Here is a 14,444-nt window from a genome sequence, read left to right as displayed (position 1 = left end):
TTTGTGTGGCGTCGATATGCGGCTCCGCCGCGTGGCGGGGCTTCGCCCCTTGATCCGGGGTGCAGGGGCGGAGCCCCTGGTATCGGGAAGGGGCGGGGTGGGGAAAGACCCGTCGCCCACCCCGTAGGCGTGCCATGAGCAGCCCTACTCGCTCCGCGCGTTCTGCTCGGCCCGGGACTCCGGCAGCAGTTCCCGGATGTCGTTCGGGAGCACGCCGTACAGCTTCTCCATCAGCTCCGGGTCCACGGCCGAGTCCAGCACCTCGAAGAAGGCGGCAGCCTCGCGCAGGGCCTCCTCCTCGGTGTGCTCGGTGCGCCAGGCGATCCGGCCCGCGAAACCGGTGAGGTCGAATCGCTCGCCGTGGTCCCGCCGGTACGCCCGCTCCTCGGGCGAGCCCTCGTGGGAGGCGGCGACGCGCCGCAGTGGCTCCGCCGCCTCCTGGGGCAGCTGGGCCGCCATATGGTTCGCCAGCCCGTCCGGGATGCGTTCGGCGAGCGTTTCGAGCGTCGCCCGTACCGCCCGCTCGGCGGACTGCCGGTCGGGGAGCTGGGCCCGGGCCTGGACCAGGCCCGTCATTTCTTCGTAGCGCATGGTCGGCGCTCCTCGTGGTCGGGTGCCCGGCTGCTGTGCCGAGTGCCCCGTGCCCTTCGCTCAAACCGCCGCCGGGCGCCCGCCGGGCTCCGGGGCGTTCTCCCGCCGGTCCTCCCGCGCGGTGAGCAGCGGGCCCAGCACCCGGGTGCCGGGCCCGGTGTGCCCGCCGGGGCCCGGGAGCTGGGTGGTGTTGCCGACCGTCAGGGGCTCCCCGCAGTGCGCGCACGTGGTCACCGGCGTGGTGTCCCGCCCGCAGCCGAGATGGCGGATCCGGGCCGGGGGCCCGGCGGGGCCCGCGTACCAGCGGTCGCCCCACTCCATCAGCGCCAGCAGCACCGGATAGAGCTCCTCGCCCTTGGGAGTGGCGCGATAGTGCTCACGCGGCGGCCGCTCCTGGTATCGCTCCCGGACCAGTACCCCCTCCTCGACCAGCCGGGACAGCCGGGCGGCCAGGACCTTACGCGATATGCCCAGGTCATGGGCGAGATCGTCGAAGCGGGTGACCCCGGTGAGCACATCCCGCATGATCAGCGCCGTCCAGGCGTCGCCGAACAGATCGGTGGCGCGGGCAATCGAACAGGCCACATCGGCGAGCGGCGTACGGGTCATGACACGACCCTACCCGAGTTCCCCGAGGGAACTTAAGGGTGTTAGGTTTCCTCGGGGAACCCGGCGCGCCCCCCCCGGGCCGCCAGGGCCGCCCCAGGCACCGGTGAATCCGCGAATCCGCGCACCCCGTGAGGGAGAAGACGATGGCCGCCGCCCCGCACATCGAACTGGACTCACGGTCGCCCGAGGCCGTCGACGGCCGTCAGATCAGGGCCGTCACCTTCCAGGACAGCCGTCTGGAGTACGTCCGCACCACGCTCAAGAGCGTGGACCTCTCCGCGTCCGGAAGCCGCGCCGTGGTCGTGGGCAGCGGCCGCGGGCTGCTGTCCCGCGGGCTGGCCGGTCTCGGCTTCGACGTCGTCGCCGTCGACCCCTCCGCCACCGCGACCGAGATGGCGCGCGAGGCGGGCGAGCGCGAGCACCCCGGGATCGACTACCGCACCGCGCCCGCCGAGCGACTCGGCCTCGCCGACGGCGCGTTCGACCTCGCCTACTACGCGGACACCTTCGAGATCACCCCGGATCTCGACCGGGTGCTGGCCGAGGCCGCCCGGGTGCTGCGGCCCGGCGGGGTGCTGATCTACGACACTGTCAACCGCACCTTCCTCTCCCGGCTGATCTACCTCGGCGCCTTCCAGCGCTTCCCGATGACCCGGATCATGCCCGCCGGCCGCTACACGGCGGCCCGGCTGCGCACCCCCGCCGAGCTGACCGCCGCCCTGGAGCGGCAGGGGCTGCGCAACGAGGACATCTGCGACTTCAAGCCCAAGGACCCGCGCAGCCTGGTCAAGGCCACCATGGCGCGCCGCCGGGGGCGGATCACCGATGAGCAGATCCCGCCGATCGTCGACTTCGTGCTCGCGCCGGACGCCCGGCCGCTGGTCACCTACCTCGGCTACGCCCGCAAGGGCTGAACGGTGCGCCCGGCGCCCCGCCCCGGCCGCGTGGGCGCACACTGGGCACCGTGACGCGTAAGCGCAGCGCCGGACTCCTGCTGTACCGGGGTGGTCCGGGCCCTGCCGTTGAGGTTCTGCTCGCCCATATGGGAGGCCCGTTCTGGGCCACCAAGGACGCGGGCGCCTGGACGGTGCCCAAGGGGGAGTACGACGAGGATGAGACCCCGGAGGCCGCCGCGCGCCGGGAGTTCCAGGAGGAGCTCGGTGTGCCCCCGCCCGGCGGGGAGCCGGTTCCGCTGGGCTCGGTGACCCAGACCGGGGGCAAGCTGGTCACCGCCTGGGCGCTGGAGGGCGATCTCGACCCGGCGGGCATCACCCCCGGGACGTTCGCCATGGAGTGGCCGAAGGGCTCCGGCCGGATGCGGGAGTTCCCCGAGATCGACCGGGTCGCCTGGTTCGGCCTGGACGAGGCCCGCCGGAAGATGGTGACGAAGCAGCGGGCCTTCCTGGACCGGCTGGAGGAGCTGCTCCGGAGCGCGGAGGGTGCGGAGAGCGCGGGGGATGCGGGGGACGCGGAGGGTACGGAAGGCGCGGAGGGCGCGGGCCCCGGCGGCGCATGACCGGGACCCGCGCCCACCAGCCGTCAGGTCATGCGGAGCCACCTCCGCAGTGCACCGTGGCCGCTCCCCAGTCCGCGTGGTCATGCGCGTTGCCGTCGCCGCCGTCGGTGACCCGCAGCCGTAGCCGCCGCGCGCCCTCGACCCGGGCCTCCACCGGTACGGCCGCGTCCGGGCCGCGCACCGTCTCACCCCGGTACACCCGCTCGCCGTCGGCGTAGACCTCGAAGACGACGCTGCCGTCGGACCCCACCTCGTCGTCCAGACCAGTCTTCGCGGTGAACGTCGAGCAGTTGCCGCCCAGGAAGACCTCGACCGTGGAGTCGGCGTGAGTGCCGAGGCCGCGCTCGTAGGCCGTGCCGTCGATGGTGAGGGTCTTGCCGTCGCCCGGCGCGGACTCGCCGTTGCTGCGGTCGCGTTCGACCGGGCCCCAGCCGTTGTCCGCGGTGATGAAGTCGAGCGCGGACACCGCCGCCTCGCCACGCGGCGGGGGTGGTGTGCCGTCGAGCTCGGCCGACGCCGAGCCGCTCACCCGCGCGCCACCGGCCGAGGTCGCGCGGACATCGGCCACGGCGGGCCGCGGACCGTCCGGGCTGCCCTCACCACGGCTGATCGTGGTCCGTACGGTCGCGGTCCGGCCCGCCGCGAGGTCGCCGAGGTCGAGGGTGCCGGGCTCGGCGGTCCACCCCTCGGCCAGGCCGAAGGCGGCCGAGACATCCCGCAGCGGGGTGTCACAGGGGTTGGTGACGGTCAGCTCGGCCGAAGTGGAGCCGCCCGCCGGCACCGTGGTGTCGGCGGCGGTGAGCTTCGCCCCGGGGGCGCAGACCACCGGGCCGCGCGGGGTGCCGGTGCGGGCCTCGGCGCCGGTCAGCGGGCGCAGCCGCAGGGTGTAGGCGTACTCCTTGGCGGGCCGCACCTGGTACTCGGGCAGCACGGTGTGGAACGTCTCGCTCACCCCGCTCACCGCGTGGTCCAGGTGCAGGGTGTTGCCTCCCGGGTCCTGGCGGAGGGCGAACGGGTAGGCGGCGCGGTCGATCCCGGTGTAGGGGGTCACCCCGGCCGAGAAGTCCCCGGACACCAGGAGTCCGCCGCTGCCGTCGGACAGCGAGGCCCAGCGGACGTCCTCGTGGTTCCCGTAGTCCTGTGGCTTGGTGTATCCGGCGAACTGCTCGTCCACGTCGGTGGAGTAGACCCCCACGGGGGCGCCGTCCGCACGGTCGTTGTAGTTCTCCTGCGGCCCGCGCCCGTACCAGCTGAACCGGTCGTAGCGGTCGGGTATGCGCAGCGAGAGCCGATACGGGGGAGGTACGGCACCTTGCGCGCCGCGCCCCGGGCCTCCACCCGGTGGTCGAGGCGCAGCTCCCCGGTGCCGCTGACGGTGTACCGCAGGGTCTGGGCGAACGAGGAGTCCTTGACGCCGGGCGCGGCGGCCGAGGAGGGCACGGTGACGACGACCTCGCCGTTCCGCTCGTCCACCGTGACCTTGCCCGGCTTCGTGCGCAGCCGGTCCAGGCCCGCCTCGCGCCAGGGCCCCTCCTCGGAGCCGATCTCATTGCTGACCGGGGCGCGCCAGGCGTCCAGCTCGGGGCCGGAGCCGAGGAGTTCCCGGCCGCCGGACTTCATGGAGACGAGCTCGCCACTGGCCCGGTCGAAGCCGTAACGGAAGCCGTCCCCGGTGACGGTGAGGCGGTCGCCGGAGGTGGTGGCCCGCACCTTCCCCGGCGGCCGCGCGGGCGTCGTGCCCGCGAGCTGGTGGCCGCCGATGTCGAACTGCTCGACCGCCACCCGGTGTCCGGCCTTCGCCCAGGCCGTGTCCGCCGCCTGCACCGCCTCCACGGTCAGCTGCCGGTCGGCGTCCCTAGGGTTGGCGGTCGGCTTGGGCAGCTGGAGGGTGCTCCGCTCACCGGCGGCGAGGTCGAGGCTCCGGCTGCCCCGGGCCAGGGTGCGGGCGCCCTCGGTGACGCGCCAGCGCAGCCGGAGGTCGCCGGTGCCGGTGAAGGACCGCTCGTTGCGCACCTCGACCCGGCCCGCGCGGGCCTCCTCGCCCGAGATCCGGATCGGGGCGTGGACGGCCGCCATGGTGCGGGCCTCCGGCTGGACGGTGCGGTCGGAGGAGACCACCCCGTCGACCCCGCCGGTCCCGGCGCCGTAGGACAGGAAGTCCCCCTTGCGGTCGAGCCGGTCGAAGTCGAGCGCGAGCACCGCGTCCGCGCTGGGGTCGGCGGCGAGCTGATCGGGGCTCAGCGCCTTGTGGTAGACGCGGACCTGGTCGACGGTGCCGTGTGCCATCCGGGTGCGGATGTTCTCCTGGTCGGTCTCCGGGTTGCGGCCGATGTTCACCGGCTGCGCGGAGTAGCCGACCGAGCCGGTCCAGTCGGCCGACGCGGTCTGCTTCCCGTCGATGAGCAGCCGGAGCGTCCGGCCGTCGAAGGTGGCGGAGACGCGATGCCAGGAGCCGTACCAGCCGGCGGGGACATCGGCCGCGACGGTGTGCCAGTCCCCGTCGCCGTAGACAGAGAACTCCAGGGTGTCCTTGTCGCGCATCTTGAGCGCATAGCTGTGGTCGCCCTTGGCGATCATGGTGAAGGAGCCGGTCCAGTCGGCGGGTTTCACCCAGGCGTCCAGGGTGAGCGCGTCCGACACCGCGTCCAGCTTCGGATCGCGGTAGACCTCCACGAAGTCGTCGAGACCGGACAGCTCCAGCGCCTTGCCCCGGTGTCCCGCCACCAGGGCGGGCTTTCCGGAGACGTACGACAGGATGTCGTTGCCGGAGGTGTCGGGGGTGGTGAGCAGCGGCTGGGTGATGTTCTGCTCCGCCCAGTCCCAGATGTAGCCGCCCTGGACCTGGGGATACTTCCGCACCACATCCCAGAACTCCCGGAAGTTGCCGAGCGAGTTGCCCATGGCGTGGGCGTACTCACCCATGATGATCGGCTTGGTGGTGGCCTTCGCCTTCTCCTCCAGGCCCGAGGGGGAGGGGTAGCGCGGGCCCCAGACATCGGCGAACGGGGCGTCGCCGTCCGGGACGTTGGGCTGGTGGTAGACCGGCCGGGCCGGGTCCTCGCGGTCGAGGAAGTCGGCCATCGCGTAGTGGGCCTTGCCCAGTCCGGCCTCGTTGCCGGTGTCCCACATCAGCACGCTGGGATGGTTCTTGTCCCGTTCGTACATCGCGGTGAGGCGGTCCATGAACGCCGCCTGCCACTCGGGCCGTTCGGCCAGGCAGTCGTCCGGGCAGGCGTCGTGGTGATGGGTCTCGATGTCCACCTCGTCGTCGATCCACAGACCGCGCGCGTCGGCCAGCTCGTAGAGGTACGGATCCGAGGGGTAGTGCGAGGTGCGCACGGAGTTGATGTTGAGCTGCTTCATCAGCGAGACGTCGGAGGCGGTGCGCTCACGGGTGGCGTGGCGGCCGGTGTCGGGGTCGGTCTCGGAGCGGTTGACGCCCTTGACGAGGATGCGTTTCCCGTTGACGAGGAGCTGTCTGTCCTTGATCTCTATCTCGCGGAACCCCACGGGCTGGGCGGTGGTGTGGCTGACCGAGCCGTCGGCGCCGGTGAGCCGGACGACGAGGGTGTAGAGGTGGGGCGTCTCATCGGTCCACTTGGCCGGGTCGGCCACATCGGCGGTGAGGGTGGTGGAGCCACCGCCGCCGCCCACCGTTCCCGACATCGTTGTCACCTTGCGTCCGCGCTCGTCGTAGAGGGTGCCGAGTACCTTGCGGTCGCCGAGTGCCTCGCGGTCGTCCGAGGCGCGCTCCGGGCCCTTGGCGGCCACATCGACCTCGGCGGTCAGCCGGGCGTCGCGGTACCGGGCGTCCAGATCGGTCTTGACGGTGATGTCCCGCAGATATGCGGCCGGGGTGGAGTACAGCCCGACCGAGCGGAAGATGCCCGAGAACCGCCACTGGTCGTAGTCCTCCATATGCGACCCCGAACCCCAGCGGTGGACCTGCACCGCGATGGTGTTGCGGCCCGGGTGCAGCCGGTCGCTGATGTCGAACTCGGCGGGGGTGTAACCGCCCTGGTCATAGCCCGCGTAGGAGCCGTTCACCCACACCAGATAGCCGCTGGTGACGCCCTCGAAGCGGAGGACGGTCCGCCGCTCCTCCCAGCTCTTCGGCAGCTCGAAGGTCTTGACGTAGGCACCGGTCGGATTGACGTCGTGCGGGACCTTCGGGGGGTCGTCGGGATACATCTCGGTGGGGATGTTCCGGAACACCGGATGGTCCAGGCCGTCCGTCTGCCAGGTGTGCGGCACGCTCACGCTGCGCCAGCCGCTCCCGGAGGTGTCGTAGCCCTCGGTGAAGAAGTCCTTCGGCACCTCCTCGGGGCGGTCGGACATATGGAGCTTCCAGGTGCCGTCGAGCGAGGCGGTCCAGCGGGTTTTGGCGCCGCCTTCGAGGGCCTCGGCGGCGTCGGCGTACGGGGTCAGCCGGGCGTGGGCGGGCTCCTGGCCGACCGCGGTGACCTCGGGGTCCTCCAGCAGCTTGTAGACATCCGAGGGAGGTTCGGGGGTGTCCGCCGCCGCCGGGGCGGCGGGGACGGCGAGCGCGAGGGCCAGGGCGACGGCGGCGAGCCGGGGAAACCGGGAGAGCGCGGGGAAACGGGGGAGAGGGAGGCGACGTCGGGGGCGTCGGGGCATCTGGTGGTCCACCCTTCTGTGGGGTGTGGAAACGCTCCAGAACGAACAGGCCCGCACATTAGCCAACGCACCCCCTCGCGCCAAGATGTCCCGCAGCACTCACCGTCGGCCCGGCGCGGCTACCGTGAAAGGAGTGAGGGCCGTGCGGAATGCCGTGCCGAGCACGGTGGGGCCGACGGAGGCACCGTGGGTATGGAGAGCACGAGGAGTACGGAGTACCTGCCCCGGCTGCGCCTGGACGAGCTGCTGGAAGAGCTCCAGGTGCGCATCGACGGGGTGCGTGGCACCCAGGACCGGGTGCACAGCCTGCTGGAAGCGGTGCTCTCGGTCGGCCGGGAGCTGGATCTGTCGCATGTGCTGCGGAGGATCGTCGAGGCCGCGGTGGTGCTGGTGGACGCCGAATACGGGGCGCTGGGCGTGATCGGCGAGGACGAGCGGCTGGCCGAGTTCCTGCCGGTGGGCGTCGGCAAGGAGCGGGCCGAGGCGATCGGGCGGCTGCCGTCGGGCCACGGGCTGCTCGGCGAGCTGATCCGCCACCCCCAGCCGCTGCGGCTGGCCGAGCTCTCGGAGCACCCGGCCTCCTACGGCTTTCCGCCGAACCACCCGCCGATGCACTCCTTCCTCGGAGTCCCCATCCGGGTGCGCGACGAGGTCTTCGGCAACCTCTACCTCACCGAGAAGCGCGGCGGTAAGGAGTTCGACGGCCAGGACGAGACGGTGCTGTCGACCCTCGCCGTGGCCGCCGGGGTGGCCATCGAGAACGCCCGGCTGTACGAGGAGGCCCAGCACCGCCAGCGCTGGCTGGAGGCGAACGCCGAGGTCACCCGCAGCCTGCTGTCCGGAGTGGACGAGACCAGGGTCCTGGAGCTGATCGTCGAGCACGCCCGCCGGATCCTCTCCGCCGACCTCGGTGTGCTGATGCTGCCGATGGCCGGTACCGACGAGCTCCAGGTCGCGCTGGCGGCGGGCACCGACGCCGAGGCCCACCGTGGTCTGGTGCTGCCCCGCCGGGGCACCTTCGGCGGTGCGGCCTTCACCGCCTCCGAGCCGGTCACCAGCACCGACGTCCAGAACGACCCGCGGATCACGGTCGGTCCGCAGCGCTGGGAGGGGCTCGGCCCGGCCGTCGCGGTGCCGATGCGGACGCGGGACGGGGTGGGCGGGGTGCTCGCGCTGGCCCGGGTGGTGGACAGCCCCGTCTTCACCCAGATCGAGACCGACACCCTGCTGGGTTTCGCGGGCCAGGCGGCGATCGCGATGAAACTGGCCGAGCGGCGGCGCGACGCCGAGCAGCTCGCCCTGCTCGAGGACCGCGACCGGATCGCCCGCGATCTGCACGACCTGGCCATCCAGCGGCTCTTCGCCGCCGGGATGACGCTCCAGTCCACGCTGCGGTTCGTCCAGCACCCGGAGGGCTCGGAGCGGCTGCTGCGGGTGGTGGACGACCTGGACGACACCATCAAGATCATCCGCTCGACGATCTTCGGGCTGCGCTCGCACGAGGCGGGCCCCGCGGTCCAGGGGCTGCGGGTCCGTACCGCCAAGACCATCGAGGAGGCCGTGCCCGCGCTCGGCTTCACCCCCTCGCTGCGCACCGAGGGCCTGGTCGACACCGATGTGCCGCGCTCGGTCGCGGACGACATGGTCGCCGTGCTGGCCGAGGCGCTGTCGAACATCGCCCGGCACGCGGAGGCCGGCGCCGCAGAGATCTCGCTGATCGTGGCGTCCGGACGGCTGACCCTCACGGTCACGGACGACGGGGTGGGCATCCCCGAGGGCGGCCGTCGCAGCGGACTGCGGAACATGGCCGAGCGCGCCGAGAAGCTCGGCGGTGAGCTGGAACTCGCCGAGCCCCCGGGCGGCGGCACCCGCCTGGTGTGGTCGGTACCGCTGCCGGAGCGGTAGGCGGTGGCCTTTTGCGCGACGGTCGGCGGTGGCCCGTGGCGCGGCGACAAGCGCCGACCGTGGCGCCGCTGTGTAGGTGATGGCCTGTGCCGCGTTCAGCGGCCGCCGTCCAGGGCCTCGGCCGCGTCGTTGCGCGGGGTGGCCGGGCCCACCGGTCCGTAACCCAGCCGGATCAGCATCTGCACATGGCCGGGGGCCGGGTGGGCGTCGCCCAGCGACCACCGCAGATCGGACCACTCCAGCGCCTGGTGCAGCAGGGACGCCCGGACCGCGTGCGAGGTCGCCAGCAGCAGGACGTGTTCCAGCGCCTGCCCGGCCCGCAGCCAGTCGGTGCGCCGGTCCTGGTCCGTGGTCAGCACGGCGATGGTCGGATGGGACTCGAACGGGGCGGCGGCGGGCCGGTCGTCGCCCCAGCGGCCGTCGGGCCGCGGCCCGAGGAAGTCGCGCAGCGGCAGCCGTCCGGTGGCGTCCCGTGGTCCGAGGGCGGCCGGGGGAATTCCGTACGGCCCGGTGTCGCGGATCCAGGTACGGCTCTCGGCGAGCCGGCGTGGGTCCCCGGAGAGGCGCCGCTCCGCCTCGGCGGTCAGCCGCAGCAGCCATGCGGTCTCCTCGGGGTCCGCCAGCCACAGCGTGGCCCCGTTCGCGCGCGCGGCCTCCGTCAGGTCGCACAGCACCCGTGCGGGCAGCCGGCGCGCGGAGTAGGGCGAGCGGCTGCTGTGCCGCCGCCAGATCACGTCGTACAGGTCGTCGTGCCCGCCGTCACGCCGCCCGGCACCGTCGGTGGGTGACGCGGCCAGGCGCACCGTGGCCAGCAGATCCGGCTGCGACCGGTACGGCAGCAGCCGGACCACCGGATCCCAGCCGAAGTGGGCCACGGCGACCCGCAGATTGAACACGGCGGCCCCGGCGGAGACGCTCAGCGCCCGGCCCATCGGATCGGCGTACCGCAGCGCCCGCTCGGGGGCGGCCCGGACCTCCAGCGTGACGGTGTCGGGGTTCAGCCGGTAGCGCCAGGGCTGGGTGTTGTGGATCGAGGGAGCGGCCACGGCCGCGGAGATGAGCTTCTCCAGGATCGCCGCGTCGAGCATTGCGGGCTGCATGGGGTCCTCTCCTCGCCGGTGGGCCGTCAGTGGTGGTGCGCCGTCCGTCAGGGTGGTCATCGCGGATGGCCGTCGTCGGGGCGCGGGGCCGAGTGGGTCGCCAGCACGGCCGCCTGGATGCGGCGCTCCACGCCCAGCTTGGCCAGCAGCCGGGAGATGTGGTTCTTGACCGTCTTCTCGGACAGGAAGAGCCGCTTGCCGATCTGCCGGTTGGTGAGCCCGTCGCCGATCAGCACCAGGATCTCCCGCTCGCGCGGGGACAGCCCGGCCAGCACCTCGTCCCGGGGCTCCTGCGGGGCGGTGTCGCCCCGCAGGGTGCTCATCAGCCGGGCGGTGGTGGCCGGGTCCAGCATCGACTGGCCGGACGCCACGGTGCGCACCGCCGAGACCAGGTCCGACCCCTTGATCTGCTTGAGTACATAGCCCGCCGCCCCGGCCATGATCGCGTCCAGCAGGGCATCGTCGTCGTCGAACGAGGTCAGCATCAGACAGGCCAGACCCGGCATACGGGAGCGCAGCTCACGGCAGACCGTGATGCCGTCCCCGTCCGGCAGCCGGACGTCCAGGATGGCCACGTCGGGCCGCAGCGCCGGACCCCGGGCCATCGCGTGGTCCACGGTCCCGGCGTCGCCGACCACCTCGATGTCCGGTTCGGCGTCCAGCAGATCGTGCAGTCCGCGCCGGACGACCTCATGGTCGTCGAGGACGAACACCCTGATGGGCGTCGCTCGTGTCGCTTCGGTCTCCGTCATGGGCTCTCGCACCGTTCGTCCGCCGTCCGCCCGGCCCCCGGTGGGAATCGTGGCGCAGCAGGTCAGCGCGGTACCAGGGCCGAACGGGCCCCCAAGGGGGCTGCCCGGCCCTCGTCCCGCCCGCCCCGCGCGTGCGACGGTCACGACATGGGCACGCAAGTGCGGGGGCGGCGGTTGTGGCGGTGGCGGCGCAATCCGCTCAGACGCCGCTCGGACGTGATCGAGGCGTGGGTCGTGCTCGTGACCGGCCTGGTGATGGCGGTCGGCGGCCCGGCGGCCGGGGTGGCCGCGGGCACCGCCGTGGACGCGTCACTGCGGCAGGAGCGGGCGGACCGGCACCGGGTGCCCGCGGTGCTGAAGGAGGACGCCCCCGTCGCACAGCCCGCCGCCGACGGCTCCACCACCGGCCTGGTGCGCGCGATCGTCCGGTGGACCGGCCCGGACGGCACCGTCCACACCGGTACGGCACGGGTCCACGAGGGGAGCAAGGCGGGCTCCGCCACCCAGATCTGGACCGACAGCCGGGGCCGCCTGGCCCAGCGGCCGCCCACCCCCGAGCAGATCGCCACCCGCGCGGTGCTCGCCGGGACCTCCGCGGCGGCGGGCGTGGGCGCGGTGTCGCTGGCCGGACGCGGCGTGGCGCGCTGGCGCCTGGACCGCGCCCGCACCCAGGAGTGGGGCCGCGCCTGGGCCGAGGTCGGCCCCCGCTGGAGCCGCCACATCCGCTGACGCGGTGGCCGTGCCCGGACGCCCAGGACCCGACGCGGCGGGCCCGGCGGGCCCCTGGACATCGCTTGATGGGATAGTTGCGTCAGATCAAGCATTTTTCGGAAGGGGGTCCGTACCCCCGCCGACCCGCAGTCCGGAGGGGCTCCGGCCACCGAGCACGGAAGCCGCCACCGCCCCTGCCCCCACCGGCCCGGCGGTCGGCGGCGAGGCCCGCGCTCCCCGCCCCCTGCCCCGCTGCTCAATGGCGCCGAAGGCGCGAAACGAAACCCGCACTCAACAACCGATCGATGCCCGTGCGCGGTTGATCGAGCGGGCCCGCCGCCCAGGGCCCGGGCCCGGGCCCTGGCCGCGTGGCCCGCTAAGCGCTCCGCCGGAAGTGCCCTGACCTGTCGTCGATCGTCCGCGGCGCCGTCGTGGCTGGTCGCGCAGTTCCCCGCGCCCCTTCGGGGCGCACCCAAACGCACCGGACTTCAATGAGGCCGCTTAGGGACCGCCGGACGGCGCTGCTACCGCCGCTGGGTCGTATGCGGCACGGCCGTGAGCTGATTGTCGAAGTCGACCACACCCTCGATCGCGCGGATGAGGCGAGCCGCCGCCGGGATGAGAACGGCCTCCTTGACCCGTCCGGCCAGGGTGACCACGCCCTCGTTCACGCTCACGCGGACGGTTTCGCCCTGCGCCGGGAAGAGGTGGGTCACCACCTCACGGCGTACCTCGTCCTCGATGTCGTCGTCCGGCCGCAAGAACACCTTCAGCAGGTCGGCGCGGCTGACGATGCCCTCGAGCCTCCCCTCCTCGTCCACCACCGGGAGCCTCTTGACCCGCTTGTGGGTCATGATCCGCGCGGCCTCCGCGAGCGTGGCGCCCGCGTGCACGGTGATGGCGGGAGACGTCATCAGCTCATCGGCCGTCACCGCGCCCGCCTTGGCGACACCGGGAAGGTCGCGCAGCTGCGTCACCCGCGCGGGATCGCTGTCGCGGAACTCCTCCTTGGGCAGCAGATCCGCCTCGGAGACCACGCCGATGACCCGGCCCTCGCCCTCCAGCACCGGCAGGGCGCTCACCCGCCACTGCTCCAGCGTTCTGACGATCTCCTTGAACGGCGCTTCGCGGCCGACGGCGACGACGGTATGGGTCATCACATCGCTCACGATGTGCGCACTCCGGGGCACGGCATCCTCCTTCGTCACGCTGCCTGTCTTCCGCCTACGTCACGCTGCCTGTCTTCCGCCCACCTTGCCCCCGCCCATCTCGCCCCCGGCCGCCAGCCGGACCTCGATCCGGCGGCGCACCCGCCCCGCGAGCCGGGCCAGCCCGGCGGAGGTGGCGGGCCGGGGCGGGGCCGGGTGGCGGATTCGCCGGGCGTGCGGCGGCAGCCCCGCGAGATCGGTGTCGAACCGCCGCCGGGCACGGTCGAGGGTGTCGGGGGCCGCGGTCCGTACGCCCTCCCGCATCACGGTCTCCAGCAGCGGCGCGCCGCCGCGGGGCGGAAGTTCGTCGCGCTCGCCGATCACATCGGCGAAGCCGGGGCGCCGCCACACCTGCTTGCCGCCCGGGGCCGTGGCCTTGGCCGAGGACAGTTTCATCACCGGCCGCCCGTCGTAGGCGACCAGCTTGTACGCGGTGTCGAGGGAGGCGGCGTCGGCTGACACGCCCATCCGGGTACCCACGGCGTAGACATCGATCGGCGCGCCCGAGTGGATCAGCTCCTCGATGGCGTACTCGTCGAGCCCGCCGCTCGCCACGATCCGCACCTCCGGCAGACCGGCCGCGTCGAGGATCTTCCGGGCCCGCACCGCCTCTTCGCCCAGGTCACCGCTGTCCAGCCGGATCGCGCCCAGGGGCCCGGACTCCAGCTCGCGCAGCACCCGCGCCGCGGTGGCCACGCCGGTCGCCGTGTCGTAGGTGTCCACCAGGAAGGTGACCGGGCCGGAGTGGGTACGGGCGAACGCGCGGAACGCGGTCTCCTCGTCCGGGAACGTCTCGATGTACGAGTGCGCCATCGTCCCGGTGGCCTCGATCCCGTAGGCCGTGGCCGCCGCCACATTGCTGGTCGCCGTGAACCCGGTCATCGCGCCCAGCCGCGCCGACTGGAGCCCGGACCAGGGGCCGTGGGTGCGGCGCAGCGAGAAGTCCACCACCGGGCGCCCCTCCGCGGCCACCACGCACCGGGCCGCCTTGGAGGCGATGGTGGTCTGGTGGCTCAGCTGCCCCAGCAGATACGTCTCGACCAGCTGGGCCTGTGGCAGCGGCGCGGTCAGCTCGAGCAGCGGCTCCCCGGCGAGGACGATCCGCCCCTCGGGCACCGCCCGCACCTCGCCGTCGAAGCCGAGCCCCAGCAGCGGTTCGAGGTCCTCGTACGGACGGCCCATCGCCGCGGCGTACGCCGCCACGTCCTCGGGCCCGACGCGGAAGCCGGACAGGAAGTCCAGCGCCGGTTCCAGGCCCGCGGCGACCAGGAAGCCCCGCTCGGGCGGCAGATCGCGGACGTAGAGGTCGAAGGTGGCGGGGGCCGTCATGCCCTCGCGCACATACGACAGGGCCATCGTCACCTCGTAGAGGTCGGTGGTCATCGCCTCCGACACGTCACTCTCGCCTCCCTCC

Annotated in this window: 10 protein-coding genes and 1 pseudogene; 4 read left to right on the top strand and 7 right to left on the bottom strand. The window is 73.1% G+C overall.

Annotated features, from left to right (window positions below; genetic code table 11):
* Positions 1–144 precede the first annotated feature (144 nt).
* Entirely contained in the window at positions 145–591 is a 447-nt protein-coding gene (locus ACT2CW_RS06965; RefSeq protein ID WP_182469305.1) for a DUF2267 domain-containing protein, read from the bottom strand.
* A gap of 60 nt (positions 592–651) precedes the next feature.
* A complete protein-coding gene (locus tag ACT2CW_RS06960) occupies positions 652–1,200 on the bottom strand; it encodes a winged helix-turn-helix transcriptional regulator (RefSeq protein ID WP_445515924.1) in 549 nt (182 codons plus the stop codon).
* Between the two features lie 143 nt (positions 1,201–1,343).
* Between ACT2CW_RS06960 and ACT2CW_RS06955 the strand changes: the two genes are divergently transcribed.
* Complete coding sequence (locus ACT2CW_RS06955) at positions 1,344–2,114, top strand: class I SAM-dependent methyltransferase (RefSeq protein ID WP_445515923.1); 771 nt, start codon at positions 1,344–1,346, stop codon at positions 2,112–2,114.
* A 50-nt stretch (positions 2,115–2,164) separates the two neighbouring features.
* Complete coding sequence (locus ACT2CW_RS06950) at positions 2,165–2,716, top strand: NUDIX domain-containing protein (RefSeq protein ID WP_445515922.1); 552 nt, start codon at positions 2,165–2,167, stop codon at positions 2,714–2,716.
* A gap of 28 nt (positions 2,717–2,744) precedes the next feature.
* Here the strand turns inward: ACT2CW_RS06950 and ACT2CW_RS06945 are convergent.
* Positions 2,745–7,054, bottom strand: a pseudogene (locus ACT2CW_RS06945) (glycoside hydrolase family 2 TIM barrel-domain containing protein).
* Between the two features lie 492 nt (positions 7,055–7,546).
* On the opposite strand from ACT2CW_RS06945, the gene ACT2CW_RS06940 reads away from it, so the two are divergent.
* Entirely contained in the window at positions 7,547–9,259 is a 1,713-nt protein-coding gene (locus ACT2CW_RS06940) for a GAF domain-containing protein (protein WP_445515921.1), read from the top strand.
* A 95-nt stretch (positions 9,260–9,354) separates the two neighbouring features.
* Here the strand turns inward: ACT2CW_RS06940 and ACT2CW_RS06935 are convergent, their stop codons facing one another.
* Positions 9,355–10,359 carry an Acg family FMN-binding oxidoreductase gene (locus ACT2CW_RS06935; RefSeq protein WP_445515920.1) on the bottom strand — a complete coding sequence of 335 codons (1,005 nt, stop codon included), beginning with the start codon at positions 10,357–10,359 and terminating at the stop codon, positions 9,355–9,357.
* 56 nt (positions 10,360–10,415) lie between these two features.
* The gene (locus ACT2CW_RS06930; protein ID WP_445515919.1) at positions 10,416–11,111 is read right to left on the bottom strand and encodes a response regulator; all 696 of its coding nucleotides are present in this window, start codon (positions 11,109–11,111) and stop codon (positions 10,416–10,418) included.
* Positions 11,112–11,258: 147 nt separating this feature from the next.
* Between ACT2CW_RS06930 and ACT2CW_RS06925 the strand changes: the two genes are divergently transcribed.
* Positions 11,259–11,840, top strand: coding sequence for an Rv1733c family protein (locus tag ACT2CW_RS06925; protein ID WP_445515918.1), 582 nt, complete (start codon positions 11,259–11,261; stop codon positions 11,838–11,840).
* A gap of 506 nt (positions 11,841–12,346) precedes the next feature.
* On the opposite strand, the gene ACT2CW_RS06920 is transcribed toward ACT2CW_RS06925, so the two are convergent.
* Entirely contained in the window at positions 12,347–13,012 is a 666-nt protein-coding gene (locus ACT2CW_RS06920) for a CBS domain-containing protein (protein ID WP_164428332.1), read from the bottom strand.
* A 39-nt stretch (positions 13,013–13,051) separates the two neighbouring features.
* Positions 13,052–14,425, bottom strand: a complete 1,374-nt coding sequence (locus ACT2CW_RS06915; RefSeq protein WP_445515917.1) for a nicotinate phosphoribosyltransferase — start codon at positions 14,423–14,425, stop codon at positions 13,052–13,054.
* Positions 14,426–14,444 lie beyond the last annotated feature (19 nt).

The organism is Streptomyces sp. NEAU-174 (assembly GCF_052665095.1).
This window is presented reverse-complemented; position numbering and strand designations above follow the sequence as displayed.